This window comes from Pseudomonadota bacterium (assembly GCA_018817425.1).
Taxonomy (GTDB): Bacteria; Desulfobacterota; Desulfobacteria; order Desulfobacterales; family RPRI01; genus RPRI01.
This window is the reverse complement of record JAHITX010000007.1, coordinates 78,698-94,297: the sequence shown is the minus strand read 5'-3', so window position 1 is coordinate 94,297 and position 15,600 is coordinate 78,698. Positions and strand designations below refer to the sequence as shown.

Genomic DNA, 15,600 nt, shown 5'->3' with positions numbered 1-15,600 from the left:
TTATTGATCTTAGTCTATTCGGTTATTTCCTGTATCTGATAATTAACCATACAGCTAAGCTCATAACAAGCAAAGCAAATACATTCAACGTATATGTAAACAACATATTTCCTGAAAAATAAGGCCAGACCCGTTCTATGGCATATTTTTCTATCTTGTCTTCAATATCAACTGATGCATTCACAGGAAGAATCCACTCAGACTCCTCATCCTTGTCAATAGTGATTACAATGGCATGATTAAATTGCTTATGTTTATCCTCATGCAGATGTGCTCCACCGCCACCGGTTATGATATAATTTGTTTGCCCGGTATTTATTCGCGCATAGCCGTGGTAGTCACCCGCCAATACATAATCAATTCTCTTTTTTTTAAAAAGTGAGATCAATTCATCACTTTTATCAAACATTTTAGAAGAAAAGACGCTGCTGACCGGAGGAGGGATATGCATAAAAACAAATCGTTTCTTAAATTTTAAAATATGTTCTTCCGGCATTTTATTAAGAAAATCTATACTTTCCTGACTGGGATAGGTTTCTCCAAGAATGCGAAGAAAAATAAAAAGACAGTGCTGGTATTCAAAGCTAAAAATACTGGGCCCGTAGTCATGCTCAAAACGCATAATCGGAAAGCTTTTCTCATTAACATCGTGATTTCCCGGCACGTAAAAAACGGGAAAAGGCATAGAAAATTCCTCCGCACATTCCGCCCGGAAATACCGGTGATCATCTTCTGTTGCATTGTCAGCACAGTCACCCAGTAAAACTGCAAAATCTATTGGAAGAACCCGCAGCTTTTCCGCCAGTCGTTCAAAGGTACCAACACTTCTTGTATCTCCTATCACCGCAAATGAAAAAGACTTTTTGTCAGGTTGGTTTTCCAAACTCTCCCGATTTTTAATAAAATTGCCGAAGTTGGAAGGAAGTGGTGCATCTGAACCTTGCCGGGCAGATATGACATAGAGTTCAAAAGCAAAAAATCCTGCAATTATAAAAAAAGTTACCATTGCAACAATACTTAAAGCGCCTAATCTTTTTCGTGTTTGTTTTTTATTTTTCATGTTTTTAATTATGCCTCGTATCGATTATATATCCATTTCACAATTATCATCTATTATAAAAACAAACATTATGAAGATTCAATGAATATACTTTTTATATAAATAACAGGCTCTCTCCAAAGCTTAGCATTTACAGTTTATCATTATGGCATTTCAGGCATCCTGTAAATTTAGGATGAGGACTTGCCGGAGCTTCATTGGCATTATCTGGATGATGGCAGGACAAACATTGGCTGTCGCCAATGACACCCTCGTGTATATCAGGAAAATTTTGAATGGATTTTCCATGTATTCCCATATATGCACATCCCGTAATAGCAAGAATAAGTATGAGACATATTTTTTTCATTATGTTGATCCTTTAAAAATATAATTATACGCCGCTGCAAATCAGCTTTTTCAATAACTTAACTCACCGTCTTTTAGTTCAAAAACCAGATCGGCCATTGATAATAATTCAGGATCATGTGTTGAAAATACTACCGTGCTTTTCTGCATACGGCTAAGATCCCGTATCAGAGATAAAACTGATTTTCCTGTGGCAGTATCAAGACTTGCAGTAGGTTCATCTGCAAAAAGCATTTCAGGTTTATGGGAAAGTGCTCTTGCTACAGCAACCCTTAAGGTCTCTCCGCCGGAAAGCTCGGAAGGCAAAGCATTTTGCGCATCTTTCATCCCTATAATAGATAATAGTTCCGAAACTCTTAATTTAATCCTGGCAGATGTTTCATTATTTAAATGAAGTGGAAAAGAGATGTTTTCAGATACGGTTAGATAAGAAAGAAGATTTCCCTGCTGAAAAACAAATCCGGTTTTTGTTCGTAATAATTTTGACAACTGCTTAGCAGTTAGTGCTTTTAAATCAATGCCGGAACATACAACTTTACCGCTGTCAGGGCTTTCCAGACCGCAACAACAATTTAAAAGAGTGGTTTTACCTGATCCTGATTTTCCCTTTAATGCGATAATCTCACCTTTTTCAACATGAAAGCTGATATCTTTTAACACATTAACCTGCCTTCTTCCTGTATCAAATGCTTTCATAAATTAATTTTCCTTCAAAGCTTCTACAACATTCATTCTCGATGCTCTGAATGCCGGAAGTATTCCACCGACAAATCCCATTATAATAGAAAATAAAAGCGACTTATATATAATTTCAAATGTAATCGTAAAATTAAATGAAAGTTCTGAAAATGTCTGAAAATTAGTTGTTGAAACAGTTATAAACTGCATAAAAGAACCTAAAATAAGTCCTACAATTCCGCCTATCAAACCAAGAAGTAAAGACTCCATGAGAAAAGCCAGAAGAATAGTTCCCCGGTTAAATCCAAGAGCACGAAGGGTTCCTATTTCACCGGTTCGGTTTGCAACAGCCGAATACATTGTTATCATTGCTCCTACTATCGCACCGATTGAAAACACGAGAGTAAGTGTTTCTCCTAAAACCCTTAAAAATTGGGCCATCATTTCCGATTGTTCTTTATAATACTGGGTTTCGCGTTTTGCTTCAACTGTGAGTCTTGGATCATTTTCAATATTATTTTTAAATGTCGCAAATTCGGAAGATTTTCTTAATCTAAAGAGAACCGATGAATAAACTGGCCTTCTGAAAGCCGGCATAAACTGCTCAACATCTCCCCATATTTCCGAACTATAACCCGTATTGCCCGCATCAAATATACCTACCACTCTCCATGACCGCATGCCAAAAGAAAGAGGTTGCCCAATCCCGATATCTTTAAAACCCTTTACTATACTCGTTCCAACAGCTATTTCCGAAGTGCCGGGTCTTGGCATACGGCCTGAGATAAGTTTTACCTGTGGCCGCAAAATTAAAGAATTTTCCGAAATTCCTCTTATAGTAACATTCGCCGCGGTATTGGACTCTTTCTTCTCAAGGGTAATAAGAACAACCAGTTCTTTTGCAAGAAGAGCACGTCCTTTATTTCCTATCGCAATTTGAGGGCTGGTTTCAACAATTGAAGCCTGCTGTCTTTCTATTCCGCTTTGCACTTCGGAAACAGCGGATCTGCGGATAACTACAACATTGTCATATGTTCCCGTATCAACGAGTGTTTTTTCCAAACCTTCGGCAAGCATTACTATCGAAGCAAAAACAAAAACAACAAGAGACATCCCGGCAGCCGTAAGAAATGTGGTAAGTTTTCTTGCCAGCAAGTTTCTAAAACTATAAAAAAACAAAAGCCCCATTATTTTTTTATCCTATTCTTCCTAACCCGCTTGCAATGGGAACAGTTACCGCCTGTTTGATCGGAAAAACCGCAGCTACAATTCCCACAATAATACTTGCAATAATATCAAGATAAATAGTTTCTTTTGAAATATTGAAAATAGGAAAAAAATCTCCCACAGCACCTACAAAGGCATCAGCCGCAGGAAATGTCACGATAATGCCCATAAGACCTCCAAGAGATGTTATAAGCAATGATTCTCCTAAAATAAGCCCTGTGATATAAAAACCCCCGAAGCCAAGAGTTTTCAAAACCGCATATTCATTCATGCGTTCACGCACGGACATAGCCATAGTATTTGCGACAACAACCATTATAATTACGATAACAACCATGGTAACAAGCTCTATTACAGTAAGAATTGTCTGGGTAAGAGACACAAAACTCATCTGAAAGGCCTTTTCCGTTTCCGTCAGTGTTTCAGCATAGGAATTTTTAAACATTTTATCTATCGCCCGCGCGGTTGTTGCTGCTATATCAGGAGATCTTACTCCTATCATATAAAAGCCAACCTGGTCAGCTCTTCGTGGCACAAATTTTTTAACGGTTTCATTCAAATATTCCCAGTGAAAGAAAAACTGGCTTTCATCTATATTTTTATGGCTTCCCTTATATATGGCCTTTACAACAAATTCCCAGTTTCCCGGATAAATTGTTCCTTTTAATACTACGGTATCTCCAAGTTTCCAGCCGAATCTTTTGGCAAGTTTTTCACCAACAACACAACCTTTTCTTTCTCGCAAATATGAGCTTTTCTGGTCTGGAGGTATCACAAATTCGGGGTAAAGATCTAAATAGTTCTTTGATTCAACAGTGAAGTTTGCGAAAAAATTCTTTTCATTTATATAATAAGCTCCAAACCAGCTTCCGGCAGCTACTAGTTTTACTCCATCCACATTACGTATTTTCTCTTTGTAGGAAATAGGCAGAGGGAAAATTAAAGAAATAGAATTACGGGTTACAAGACGGGTAGCCGAAGATGCATCAACTCCTGCATACCAGGCGCTGATAACAGTTCTTAGCAAACCGAAGGCAAGAATCGCAACACAAATGCCGCAGATTGTAAGAAAGGTTCTGAGTTTGTGTCTAAACGCATTCCTGAAAAGAAGTTTGAGGAGCATCTGCAAGAATACCTTTATCAAGATACATTATGCTGCCGGCTTTTTTCGCAGCTCTTGGATCATGTGTTACCATTACAATAGTCTTTCCAATTGAATTGCTCAAATTTTCCATAAGATTGAGTACCTCCTGGGCAGACACTCTATCCAGATCACCGGTTGGTTCATCTGCTACAAGAATAGCCGGATCGGTAACAACCGCTCTTGCTATAGCAACCCGCTGCTGCTGTCCACCTGATAACTGACCCGGATAATGATCCATCCTGTCTTCAAGCCCAACCAGCTTTAAAGCCGTATGTACATGCTCTTTTCTCTCTTTTTTGGAAAGTCTGGTTAGAATCAGAGGCAACTCAACATTTTCAAAAGCAGTCAGCACCGGAATAAGATTGTAAAACTGGAAAATAAAACCTACATTATCGGCTCTCCACTTTGCAAGTTCGGTTTCTGCCAGCAATGAAATATCGATGCCCTGTATTATAATGCTTCCGCTGTCCGGCTTATCCAGTCCTGCTATCAGATTTAAAAGAGTACTTTTACCGGAACCTGAAGGTCCCATTAAAGCAAGAAAATCATTCTCATTAATATCAAGAGTTAAATTTTCTAAAACCATTATCGACTGATTACCGCGCCGATATGATTTTGTAAGATTTTTAATTTCTATAATAGGCGCCAACTGTTAAATCTACTCCTCAAGGACTTTAACTTTTGTGTCTGCCCTTACTTTGTCAAGCGGTTCGGTTATTAAAAATTCTCCGATCTTAAGACCTTCTAATACTTCCACCATGTTTTCGAGTTTCTTTCCGGTTCTGATTTCTTTTTTAACCGCTTTTTTGTTTACCACAGTAAATACAAACGAATTGCCTTTATCTTTTATTACAGTATTTGCCGGAATAGCCATAATGGCATTTTGTTCATCCGGTAAGATTTCACGAGATAGAAAGGCCACTTTTGCACTCATTTCAGGAAGTACTCTTGTGTCTTTATCGGAAAATGCCACCTTGACCATAACAGAAGCCTTTGTTCTGTCTGCTGTCGGAACAACCATGTGAACCTTGCCCATAAAACGTTCATCCTGTATGGCATCAAGCCTAATTTCACAGGGCTGACCATTTTTAACAGTGTTAATATTGGTTTCCGAAACATCTACTTCAACCTGAAGAGAATCCATATCCGCAATATTAACAACAGCCGCCTTTGCATCCGCTGCAGCACCAATTGGAGTTACAATATCACCAAGATCTGCGTTTTTTGTAAGAACCACCGCATCAAACGGCGCACGCATATTGGCGTATTCAAGCGCAACTTCGGCTTCTCTTAATGCCGCCTCACTTGCCTTTATCGCAGCCTTTTGAGCTGATACAGCGGCCTTCGCTCTTTTAAATCTTGCATTTGCAATATCATACTCGGCTTTTGATACACCATTGATATCTGCCAGCTTTGATATACGACCATAATGTAAAGAAGCATCATCAAGTTCCGCCATTGTCTGCTCAAGCAAAGCCTTGGAAGCATTTACATTGGCAATAGCTCTGTTTTTTGCAGCTATAGTATCATCATTTTCAAGCCGTGCTACTATTTCTCCTTTTTTAACCTTATCACCTTCTTCAACACCCAAATATACAAGGCGTCCGGTAATTTTAGAAGAAATAGCCGCTTTTCTTTGGGCTACAACATACCCGCTTGCATTTAAAAGAGTATAGGTCTGGGACGGATATATGTTCATTACTTTAAGACCACGGACTGAAAGAGCCGGAGTTAAATACCCATTTTTATAAAGAACCGCGATTGCAAATAATATCAATATTGCTATCAGCAAAATATAATATTTTTTCTTTTTCCCGGACCCTGAAATTCTTTCGTCTTTTTCTATACGAAGTTTGGAAATATCTCCATCAGGCATTGATGTATCCTCTTAAGTTGTAATTGTTTTTTTAACCTCTCGGATGATATTTGCTGTGTATTTTCCTTAAATGATCCCGTACTACATGAGTATATATCTGAGTTGTCGAAATATCAACATGCCCCAGCATTAACTGAACCGACCTTAAATCAGCGCCGCCTTCTAAAAGATGGGTTGCGAAAGAATGCCTTATACTATGGGGCGTTATTGTTTTTGTTACTTTTGCAAGAATTGAATATCGCTTGATTATTTTCCAGAAGCCCTGACGGGTCAAAGGTTTTCCGCCTCTACCTACAAATAAAAAGTGACTCGCACTGTTTTTTAAAAGTTGCGGTCTTGCAGTATTAATATATTCACTTACTTTATCTTTTGCATAAATCCCAATAGGAACGATTCTTTCTTTTGAACCTTTACCAAACACTCTAACAAAGCATGCATCCATATTTACATCAAAAAGCTTAAGACTTATAAGTTCCGAAACCCTGAGGCCTGCGGCATACAAAAGCTCAATCATGGCGCAATCTCTTAATCCTGCCGGTTTACTGACATCAGGAACAGATAAAAGACATTTAATCTCATCCTGGGTCAAAACATTCGGAAGATAGAAGCCACTTTTGGGAAGATCAATAACACTAGTAGGATCACTGGATATGTACTTTTCCCGTACAAGAAATTTATAAAACCCCCTTAGGGTCACAAGATGTCTTGCCCTTGATCTTGCCTTAAGTCCTTCATCTCTTAATGCGATAATATGCTTAAGAATTGTCGGCGTGTCAGCCTCCGATATATCTCTGATACCCTGTTTGCCTAAAAAAGTAATATACACCGCTATATCACTTCCATAAGATTCAATAGTTTTCTTTGAAAGCCCTTTTTCGACAACAAGGTAATTAAGATATTGATCAACAAGGGAATCTATAGAAGGCATCCGCATTAACCTTATTTGTAAGAAATTATTTCCTCTAGTTTGTTTAGCACCTCTGCTCCTTTGTCTCTTACAACTACCATATTTTCAAGTCTTATACCACCCCAGCCGGTAATATATATTCCGGGTTCGACAGTAAACACCATCTGAGGCTCAATAACAGTGCTACTCAAAGATCCGACTCGTGGGCTCTCATGCACCGAAAGACCTGTGCCATGGCCAAGGCCATGTGTAAATTTTCCGCTAAATTCTGTGCCGTCAATATGGCTTCGGGCGATTTTGTCAACAGATTTTGAATCTGCACCTGGAGCTATTGCATTCACTGCAAGAAGCTGGGCATCAAGCACGGTTTTATACGCCTTTATAAAATAGTCATCCGGCTTTCCGATAACAATAGTTCTTGAAATATCGGAAAAATAACCTTCAAGTTCTGCACCCCAGTCAAAAAGAATAGGTTCATTTTCCTTAAATGCCCTATCTGAAGGAATTGCATGAGGAAGTGCGCTGTTTGGCCCTGATGCAACAATAGTTGGAAATGACAAGCCATCCGCTCCGGCCTCATGCATGGCTTTTTCAATAAGCCAGGCAGCCTCTTTTTCCGTAACCCCGGGCCTGATTGAATCCTGAATCCTGACAAAAGCCGTTTCTGCTATCAGCAGAGCTTTTTGTATCAGCTCAATCTCTTTTTCATCTTTTATTTCACGCAAAGTCTCAACAATATTTTCGGTTTCCACCAGTTTGACTTCAAGACCACTTGATTTTATCTCTTCGGATATTTTTCTGTAATCAAGATATGACAGCCTGACACTTTCAAATCCAAGCCTTTTCGTACCAAGTTTTTTCAGAATCGCAGGTATTTGTTTGGCCAGCCCTTCTTTATAGCAAACAATTTCATAAAGATTTCCCGCTTCCCTGATAGCCTGCTCTTCATAACGGGAATCGGTGGCAAGAATAAGACCCGCCTTTGAAATAAACAAAACTCCGGAAGATTCATCAAACTGGGAGTCATGGCCTTGAAATCCGCTTAAATACCTGCGGTTTTCACCTACCATTACCATGAGGGTATCGAGGTTTTTTTCGGATATGATTTCTTTTATTCGAAGGATTCTGTTTAAAATAATGCTTTTCAACTAACTCTCCTTTTTATATAATCACACTTTCATAAAATTGACTCCGGGCAAATCAATCTGACCGTTGGAAAATATGTTCGGTATCGATTTATATCCCGTGTAATCAGATCCAGGGAAAGCACAGCTGCCTGTGCACCTATATAAAAATCCGGTAAAGGTGATTTCTTGAATCCTTTCACCGCCCTGTATTTGAGATAAGCTTTACCCGCAAGAAATAAAGCTTCTTTCGGAATTTCCAACATCTGAAATCCGCCTTTATGGAGAGCAGACTCCAATTCCTCTATCTTTTCAAAACCGACTGATACTTCAGCATAGACTATCGAATTAATATAAAAAGCTGAGTGAGCACTATAATTTGCCAATGTAGATTCAGACCAATCAGCCCAATCGGGATCATCAAGAAAAATATCTAAAATCACATTTGAATCAACAAGAAGGCCCTTCATCTATCTGCTCTCGTTAAAGCCATAATTTCGTCAGTCGTCATTTTAACAGTTGCAACGCCACGTAATTTTGTAAATTTTCGGGTTACTGTTTCTCCCCCTTTTCGTTTCACTAAAAAAATGCGGCCATCTCCCTCGACAAAATCTACTTCTGTTGCCGGGGTTATTCCCAATTTTTCGCGAATGTGCTGGGGAATTGTAACTTGACCTTTTGTAGTTACTCTCATAATTCAACCTCCAAAGATAGGTATTACTGGTAATAGTATTACATTGCATAGGCAAAGTCAATTTCAAATACAACATCGAAATCTCAAATCCTGCAGTTTGATCAATTTGTATGCATCTTTCAAATATATACTTGCTAAGCTGTTTATTTTAATATCAAATAAATTGCACACAACTTGTATGGGATTTTTGGCTAAAATATGATAAAAAGCTAAACATCATATTACAGTGCAATAAAAACACAGCCGGAGCATTTAAGCTTGCAACAAATGAAACAAACAAATTTAATAATTAACAAAACCGAATTCAGGGTTAAAAAAGCAATGCGGGTGGACAGACCGGTTCTTTACCGCGAAATATCAAAACTGAAAAACGCTGTTTCCAAAAACTTTGCAGGGCAAAAAATTGAAAAGCTGCTTTCTGATATCACCAAAAAGCTTGATGCTTCCATTCATGAACAAGTATTAAGAAGAAACAATATCCCAAAATTTGATTTTGATTCCGATCTTCCCATAACAGCCAAAAAAGATGAAATCATAGATTCTATTGTTAAAAACCAGGTTGTTATTATTTCGGGTGAAACCGGATCAGGCAAAACCACACAATTACCGAAATTCTGTCTTGCCGCAGGACGGGGGATTTTTGGTAAAATTGGCTGTACTCAGCCGAGAAGAATTGCCGCTATTACCGTTTGTGCACGTATTGCACAGGAACTCGGAGAGGAAACCGGAAAGTCCGTCGGCTACAAAATCCGTTTTGACGATAAAACACATAAAGACTCATACATAAAAATAATGACCGACGGCATTTTGCTGGCGGAAGCCAATAATGATCCGTATCTTAATGAATATGACACCATAATTGTTGACGAAGCACATGAAAGAAGTCTTAACATTGACTTTATACTTGGAGTGCTGAAAACTCTTTTAATAAAAAGAAAAGACTTAAAACTGATTATAACTTCTGCAACAATTGATACCGATAAATTTTCAAAAGCTTTTGATAATGCACCTGTAATTGAAGTTTCAGGCAGAATGTTTCCTGTTGATGTACGCTATCTTCCTGTAGATTTTGAACCTGAAAAAGATGAAGACAAAAGCTATGCAGATCTTGCAATAGAAGCTGTTGATAAAATAGTAAAAGAAAATCCATACGGCGATATACTTATTTTTATGCCCACAGAACTGGATATCCGGGAAGCAACCGAAATCCTTGAAGGAAGAAAATACAGATCCGTTGAGATAATACCCCTTTTTGCAAGGCTTCCGGCTTCAGAGCAAAAAAAGGTTTTTTTGCCTCTATCTGCAAGAAAGATTATCATATCAACCAATATCGCTGAAACATCTATTACTATCCCTGGCATAAAATATGTGATAGATACAGGTCTTGCACGTATTCCGCATTATACCCCAAGATCTCGCTCAACCGCTATGCCAGTAGTTTCCGTTTCAAAAAGCAGCGCAGACCAGCGAAAAGGCAGGTGCGGAAGAGTAGAAAACGGCATCTGTGTGCGTCTTTATTCTAAAGAAAATTATGAAGCCCGCTCTCTTTATACGCTGCCCGAAATTTTAAGGTCAAATCTTGCCGAAGTTGTATTGAGAATGATTGCTTTAAAACTGGGTGAAGTATCTTCCTTTCCTTTTATAGACAGGCCTTCGCCAAAAAGCATCAAGGATGGATATGACATTCTTCTGGAACTGGGAGCGATAAAACAGGAGCCTGGCAATAAAGCGCTTTATTGCCTAACTCCAACCGGCAAACTTATGGCAGCCCTTCCGGTTGACCCCAGGCTTTCCAGAATGCTTATTGAAGCACCGAACAGAGGATGTCTTGAAGAAATGACAGTGATCGCCTCAGCCATAAGCTCTCAGGACCCAAGGCAAAGACCTGCCGATAAAACAGAGGAAGCAGACAGAGCGCACAAGATTTTCTCAGACCCGCTTTCAGACTTTATAACTCTTCTTAACATATGGAATAAATATAACGAAGCATCTGGTACTACTTCCGGAGCAAGAAAATTCTGCAAAGCAAACTTTCTATCTTTTAAAAGGATGAAAGAGTGGCGCGACATATATACACAGATAACAAATATACTTATTGAAACCGGTATGAAAAGCCGGAAAACAGAAAGTGTGAAAGCTTTAAGCGGTGCAAATAAATCAGACAGCAAATTCAGCCCGCTTTATACTGCCATCCACAAATCGATACTAAGCGGTTTTTTATCAAATATTGCCGTAAAAAAAGAAAAGAATAGTTTTAGTGCAACAAGAGATAAATCCGTTATGATATTTCCCGGCTCAGGATTATTCAAAAACCCGCCCACTTGGATAGTATCTGCCGAAATGGTTGAAACATCGCGATTTTTTGCAAGAACTGCTGCAACCATAGAAAGCGCCTGGATAGAAGAAATCGGAAAAGAGCAGTGCAAATACTCCTATTATGGAGCACACTGGGATAGAAAACGCGGAGAAGTTGTGGCCATTGAAAAAGCAAGTTTATACGGACTTGCAATCGTTGCCGGACGATCCGTATCTTACGGAAAAATAAATCCGGAAGAAGCATCGGATATTTTTATAAGATGCGCCCTTGTTGAAGAAGATATCGACACCTTTTTGCCTTTCATGGAACATAATAAAAAAGTAAAAGAAGAAGTTCTGGATATGGAAAACAGGTTAAGAAAAAGAGATGTTTTCGCAGGCAATGAAACCATATTTGAATTTTACAAAAAACAGCTTCCTGGAATCTGTGAGATTCGCACACTTTCCAGGCACATAAAAAGCTTTGGTAACGATAAACATCTTCGGATGAAAAAAGAAGATTTATTGCGTTATTTGCCGGATGAAGAGAATCTGTCTCTTTATCCGGATAGTATAAACTTAGGCAAAAAACCCTTTATATGTCTTTATAATTTTGATCCGGGCAAAACGGATGACGGCATAACCGTCAAGATTCCGGTTTCATCATCATCATCCGTTTTACCGGAAAAAGCAGACTGGCTTGTACCCGGACTATTGCAGGAAAAGATAACTGCGCTTATAAAAGGACTTCCAAAAGAATACAGAAAAAAATTACTCCCTCTTTCTAAAATAGTTGATACCATCATAGAAAAAATGCCAAGGGGAAAAGCTGCGCTTGCAACCGAGCTTTCAAACTTTATTTTCCGTAATTTCGAAGTCGATATTCCTGCAAGCGCATGGTCATACGATTCTTTGCCTGAGCATCTTAAAATGCGCTTTTCAATAATTGATGCCAAGGGAAAAGAGATCTTTGCCGGAAAAGATAAAAATATTTTATTAAAAGATTATTCAAAGCCGCTTGATAACAGAATGCTTGCATCAGTTAAAAGAAAGTATGAAAAGACAGGTATTTTAAAATGGGATTTTGGAGACATTGCAAAGCAGCTTGTAATAAAGGAAGATGAAAACACCAGCAGGATTTATTTTCCGGCTCTTGATATAGATGAAGGTTGCGTTAATCTTAGAATTTATGAATCTGAAAAAACGGCTCAGTTATCACATAAACAAGGAACTATCGCTCTTTTTTTAATAACTTTTGACAAAGATATAAAGCATGTAAAAAAACAGATCTCTATTCCTTCTGAACTTCATAAATATACAGTTTTTTTCGGGGGAGTAAAAAGTTTTGATAAAATGCTTTTTAATGGCATAATAAATGATCTTTTTGATAAAGAAATACGAACCGGAGATATTTTCAACACCCATTCACAGTATGTTCTTAAGAATATATTTTCTTATGGCCAGGAAAAAATTAAACAAATTTCTCCGGTAATAGAAGCATTTCATGAGACCAGATCAATTTTACAGGATCTATGCAAAAGATGTCGTCTTAATAATAACAAGGAAGCTTTTTTAATGATAGACAGACTTGAAAATGAAGTTGTCCGGCTGGTGCCGAATAATTTCATCCAATTATATGAGCCAGAGCGGCTTTTGCATCTTTCCAGGTATCTTAAAGCCACATCAATAAGGGCACAAAGAGCTATGATTGATCCTGAAAAAGACATTATAAAGTCAAATGAACTTGAAACACATACACTTTCTCTTGATAAACTTCTTAAAAACATCTCCCCTTTTATATCGGAGGAAAAGAGAAAAGCCATGGAAGAATACTTCTGGCTGATTGAAGAATATAAGGTATCTCTTTTTGCCCAGGAGTTAAAAACACCAATCCCGATCTCTTCTAAAAGACTGGATAAAAAGCTTAAAGAAATCGAGCGCCTAATATAATATAATGATATGATAAATGACATAACAGATAAAAAAATCTCTATTATCGTAATCTGCGGCCCAACAGGCATAGGTAAAACAGCAGCAGGCATCAAAACAGCAGAAATTTTCGGCGGCGAAATCATAAGCGCCGATTCAATGCAGGTTTATAGATATTTAGATATTGGAACAGCAAAACCAACAAAAGATGAAACCCTGCGTGTGTTTCACCATATGATAGATATCATAGATCCTGATGAAGATTTCAGTGCTGCAAAATTCGCCTCAATGGGAATCGAAATAATAAACAGCCTCGAAGAAGAAAACAAGGTTCCGTTTATAGTTGGTGGAACCGGGCTTTACATAAAAGCTCTGGTTCACGGTCTTTTTGACATCAAACCTGCGGCAGACAGCGATTTTAAGATTCATCTTAAAAAACAGGCCAAAGAAAACGGAACTCAATTTTTATATAATCAACTTAAAAAACTTGATCCTAAAGCAGCAGATAAAATTCACCCGAATGATACATTCAGGATAATAAGGGCACTGGAAGTTTTTGAGTCAACAGGTATAAGTATTTTAGAACATCAAAAAAAGCATGGCTTTTCTGAAAATCGGTTTAATGTTTTAAAGATCGGGCTTAATATGGAAAGAGAAGCTCTTTACAGGCGAATAGAAAAAAGAGTGGACTTAATGATTGAGGCCGGTTTTGAAGATGAAGTAAGACGGCTTCTTGATATGAATTATTCGGCAGATCTTAAATCAATGCAATCTATAGGATACCGGCATATGATAGATTATATTTCAGGAAGCATTACTTTAGATGAAGCAATACGCACGCTGAAGCAAGACACCAGAAGATTTGCAAAACGCCAGCTGACTTGGTTTAACGCCGATCCTGACATTATATGGATGAAACCGGATCAGGTTGGAGATATTAAAATACTTGCAGAAAATTTCCTTAAAAAAGGAGATAGCCTTGGATAAACAATCATTAGAAAAAAACGCATCCAGCTTTCTTGTTGAAAACATAAACCTGTTACCTAAAGGCCGTGTTCTTGACATAGCCATGGGTGAAGGAAGAAATTCTATTTATCTTGCGAGTCTGGGTTTTAAGGTTCAAGGAATAGACATATCAGAAGAAGCTATAAAAATTGCCGAAAAAAATGCCAGGCAATCAGGGGTGGATATCAGCACACATGTTGTTGATCTTGAAAAAGATACTTATATCACCGAAGACAGTTATGATGTTATTATCTGCTTTAACTATCTTCAAAGATCGTTAATTCCTAAAATCAAGGCGGGTTTATGCACAGGCGGGTTTGTAGTATATGAAACTTTTATAATAGACCAGATTCAGTTCGGAAAACCGCATAATCCCGATTTTCTTTTAAAGCATAATGAATTGCTTGATATGTTCCGCGATTTCAGGTGTCTTAGGTATCATGAGGGAATTGTGGAAAACCAAAAAGCTGTTGCCGGAATAATTGCGCAAAAGATATAAATTAAAATGGCTTCATTAATTACACATTTGCTTGTAGGAAAACACGTGTTTTCGCAGATACGGCAGATCGAACACAGCACCGCAAATTACAGCGCTTTTTTGCTCGGCTGTTTGCTGGTCGATGTAAACCGTTTTAGTATTATCGACAAATCTCAGACTCATTTTGTAAAGCGTAAAAAAGAAAACAGCAAAAAGTATTTTAATTACAGTTGTGAAAATTTCTTAAGCCGTATCGACAAAGAGTTGCTGCGACCATGGGAAACTTTATCAAAAGAAGAACAACTTTTTATAGCCGGATATCTGTGCCATCTGGCAGCAGATGAAATCTGGAAAGAATTCGGGTGGCAACAAGTAAGAACTCTTAAAATGTCGGCCCTGGCGGATTTTCCTGTAACCGGCACGGTTATGCTTACTGCTTATGATATGCTGTGTAAAAAAGAATTTACAGACTTTGACTCCGTAACCCAGGCTTTAAATCAAGTTTCGATTCCTGATGTTCTTGTAAATATCTCGCATGATTCTTTAATAAATATGTGGGAAATTATCCGATCTCACATAATGGATGGAAGCACACCCGATTCCTATATTCAAATGCTTGCCTTATCAGGTAAAACAAAATCCGAATTGAAGAAAACTCGCAAAGAGCATGATTTATACTTGGAAAATGCCATAACTATTATTCGCAAAGCAGGCGGTGTTAATAAATATATTCAGGCTGGCACAAAGCGGGCAATGGATGTTCTTCCACAATTAATTCAGCCTGATACACTACTGAAAAATTAAGAATATGGAAAGCAAATCTTGACGCATATAT

The 15,600-nt window shown here is 38.1% G+C and carries 15 protein-coding genes; 4 read left to right on the top strand and 11 right to left on the bottom strand.

Annotated elements, in window-relative coordinates; translation table 11 throughout:
* Positions 1-22 precede the first annotated feature (22 nt).
* From KKC46_01675 to KKC46_01625, 11 genes are all read right to left on the bottom strand, one after another.
* Positions 23-1,060 carry a metallophosphoesterase gene (locus KKC46_01675; protein MBU1052518.1) on the bottom strand — a complete coding sequence of 346 codons (1,038 nt, stop codon included), beginning with the start codon at positions 1,058-1,060 and terminating at the stop codon, positions 23-25.
* 130 nt (positions 1,061-1,190) lie between these two features.
* A complete protein-coding gene (locus KKC46_01670; protein ID MBU1052517.1) occupies positions 1,191-1,409 on the bottom strand; it encodes a hypothetical protein in 219 nt (72 codons plus the stop codon).
* Positions 1,410-1,459: 50 nt separating this feature from the next.
* Positions 1,460-2,104, bottom strand: a complete 645-nt coding sequence (locus KKC46_01665; GenBank protein MBU1052516.1) for an ABC transporter ATP-binding protein — start codon at positions 2,102-2,104, stop codon at positions 1,460-1,462.
* A 3-nt stretch (positions 2,105-2,107) separates the two neighbouring features.
* Positions 2,108-3,274: an FtsX-like permease family protein gene (locus tag KKC46_01660; GenBank protein ID MBU1052515.1), complete on the bottom strand. Its 1,167-nt coding sequence runs from the start codon at positions 3,272-3,274 to the stop codon at positions 2,108-2,110.
* Positions 3,275-3,281: 7 nt separating this feature from the next.
* On the bottom strand, positions 3,282-4,436 hold the full coding sequence (locus KKC46_01655) for an ABC transporter permease (protein MBU1052514.1): 1,155 nt from the start codon (positions 4,434-4,436) through the stop codon (positions 3,282-3,284).
* Positions 4,402-5,043 (bottom strand): ABC transporter ATP-binding protein, encoded by a 642-nt coding sequence (locus KKC46_01650; protein MBU1052513.1) that lies wholly within the window; start codon positions 5,041-5,043, stop codon positions 4,402-4,404. Before KKC46_01650 ends, KKC46_01655 begins: the two co-directional genes overlap by 35 nt.
* Before the next feature lie 72 nt (positions 5,044-5,115).
* Positions 5,116-6,333 carry an efflux RND transporter periplasmic adaptor subunit gene (locus tag KKC46_01645; GenBank protein ID MBU1052512.1) on the bottom strand — a complete coding sequence of 406 codons (1,218 nt, stop codon included), beginning with the start codon at positions 6,331-6,333 and terminating at the stop codon, positions 5,116-5,118.
* Positions 6,334-6,364: 31 nt separating this feature from the next.
* Positions 6,365-7,261, bottom strand: coding sequence for a site-specific tyrosine recombinase XerD (xerD, locus tag KKC46_01640; protein ID MBU1052511.1), 897 nt, complete (start codon positions 7,259-7,261; stop codon positions 6,365-6,367).
* An 11-nt stretch (positions 7,262-7,272) separates the two neighbouring features.
* Positions 7,273-8,388, bottom strand: coding sequence for a Xaa-Pro peptidase family protein (locus KKC46_01635; GenBank protein ID MBU1052510.1), 1,116 nt, complete (start codon positions 8,386-8,388; stop codon positions 7,273-7,275).
* Between the two features lie 29 nt (positions 8,389-8,417).
* Positions 8,418-8,834: a type II toxin-antitoxin system VapC family toxin gene (locus tag KKC46_01630; GenBank protein MBU1052509.1), complete on the bottom strand. Its 417-nt coding sequence runs from the start codon at positions 8,832-8,834 to the stop codon at positions 8,418-8,420.
* Positions 8,831-9,058: an AbrB/MazE/SpoVT family DNA-binding domain-containing protein gene (locus KKC46_01625; GenBank protein ID MBU1052508.1), complete on the bottom strand. Its 228-nt coding sequence runs from the start codon at positions 9,056-9,058 to the stop codon at positions 8,831-8,833. Before KKC46_01625 ends, KKC46_01630 begins: the two co-directional genes overlap by 4 nt.
* A gap of 267 nt (positions 9,059-9,325) precedes the next feature.
* Here KKC46_01625 and hrpA point away from each other — a divergent pair, with 267 nt between their 5' ends.
* Genes hrpA through KKC46_01605 form a run of 4 tightly spaced genes read left to right on the top strand, consistent with a single transcriptional unit; the run spans position 9,326 to position 15,569 of the window.
* Entirely contained in the window at positions 9,326-13,303 is a 3,978-nt protein-coding gene (gene hrpA, locus KKC46_01620; protein MBU1052507.1) for an ATP-dependent RNA helicase HrpA, read from the top strand.
* Positions 13,304-13,312: 9 nt separating this feature from the next.
* Positions 13,313-14,269: a tRNA (adenosine(37)-N6)-dimethylallyltransferase MiaA gene (gene miaA, locus KKC46_01615; protein ID MBU1052506.1), complete on the top strand. Its 957-nt coding sequence runs from the start codon at positions 13,313-13,315 to the stop codon at positions 14,267-14,269.
* Entirely contained in the window at positions 14,262-14,786 is a 525-nt protein-coding gene (locus KKC46_01610) for a methyltransferase domain-containing protein (protein MBU1052505.1), read from the top strand. Before miaA ends, KKC46_01610 begins: the two co-directional genes overlap by 8 nt.
* A gap of 6 nt (positions 14,787-14,792) precedes the next feature.
* The gene (locus tag KKC46_01605) at positions 14,793-15,569 is read left to right on the top strand and encodes a zinc dependent phospholipase C family protein (protein ID MBU1052504.1); all 777 of its coding nucleotides are present in this window, start codon (positions 14,793-14,795) and stop codon (positions 15,567-15,569) included.
* Positions 15,570-15,600: the final 31 nt, after the last annotated feature.

Bases quoted from the DNA above. Each gene is read 5' to 3' on its own strand.
- hrpA (MBU1052507.1), top strand. From the start codon at position 9,326: ATGAAACAAACAAATTTAATAATTAACAAAACCGAATTCAGGGTTAAA.
- KKC46_01605 (MBU1052504.1), top strand. From the start codon at position 14,793: ATGGCTTCATTAATTACACATTTGCTTGTAGGAAAACACGTGTTTTCG.
- KKC46_01670 (MBU1052517.1), bottom strand. From the start codon at position 1,409: ATGAAAAAAATATGTCTCATACTTATTCTTGCTATTACGGGATGTGCA.
- KKC46_01655 (MBU1052514.1), bottom strand. From the start codon at position 4,436: ATGCTCCTCAAACTTCTTTTCAGGAATGCGTTTAGACACAAACTCAGA.
- KKC46_01660 (MBU1052515.1), bottom strand. From the start codon at position 3,274: ATGGGGCTTTTGTTTTTTTATAGTTTTAGAAACTTGCTGGCAAGAAAA.
- KKC46_01675 (MBU1052518.1), bottom strand. From the start codon at position 1,060: ATGAAAAATAAAAAACAAACACGAAAAAGATTAGGCGCTTTAAGTATT.
- KKC46_01665 (MBU1052516.1), bottom strand. From the start codon at position 2,104: ATGAAAGCATTTGATACAGGAAGAAGGCAGGTTAATGTGTTAAAAGAT.
- KKC46_01630 (MBU1052509.1), bottom strand. From the start codon at position 8,834: ATGAAGGGCCTTCTTGTTGATTCAAATGTGATTTTAGATATTTTTCTT.
- miaA (MBU1052506.1), top strand. From the start codon at position 13,313: ATGATAAATGACATAACAGATAAAAAAATCTCTATTATCGTAATCTGC.
- KKC46_01645 (MBU1052512.1), bottom strand. From the start codon at position 6,333: ATGCCTGATGGAGATATTTCCAAACTTCGTATAGAAAAAGACGAAAGA.
- xerD (MBU1052511.1), bottom strand. From the start codon at position 7,261: ATGCCTTCTATAGATTCCCTTGTTGATCAATATCTTAATTACCTTGTT.
- KKC46_01625 (MBU1052508.1), bottom strand. From the start codon at position 9,058: ATGAGAGTAACTACAAAAGGTCAAGTTACAATTCCCCAGCACATTCGC.
- KKC46_01650 (MBU1052513.1), bottom strand. From the start codon at position 5,043: ATGGTTTTAGAAAATTTAACTCTTGATATTAATGAGAATGATTTTCTT.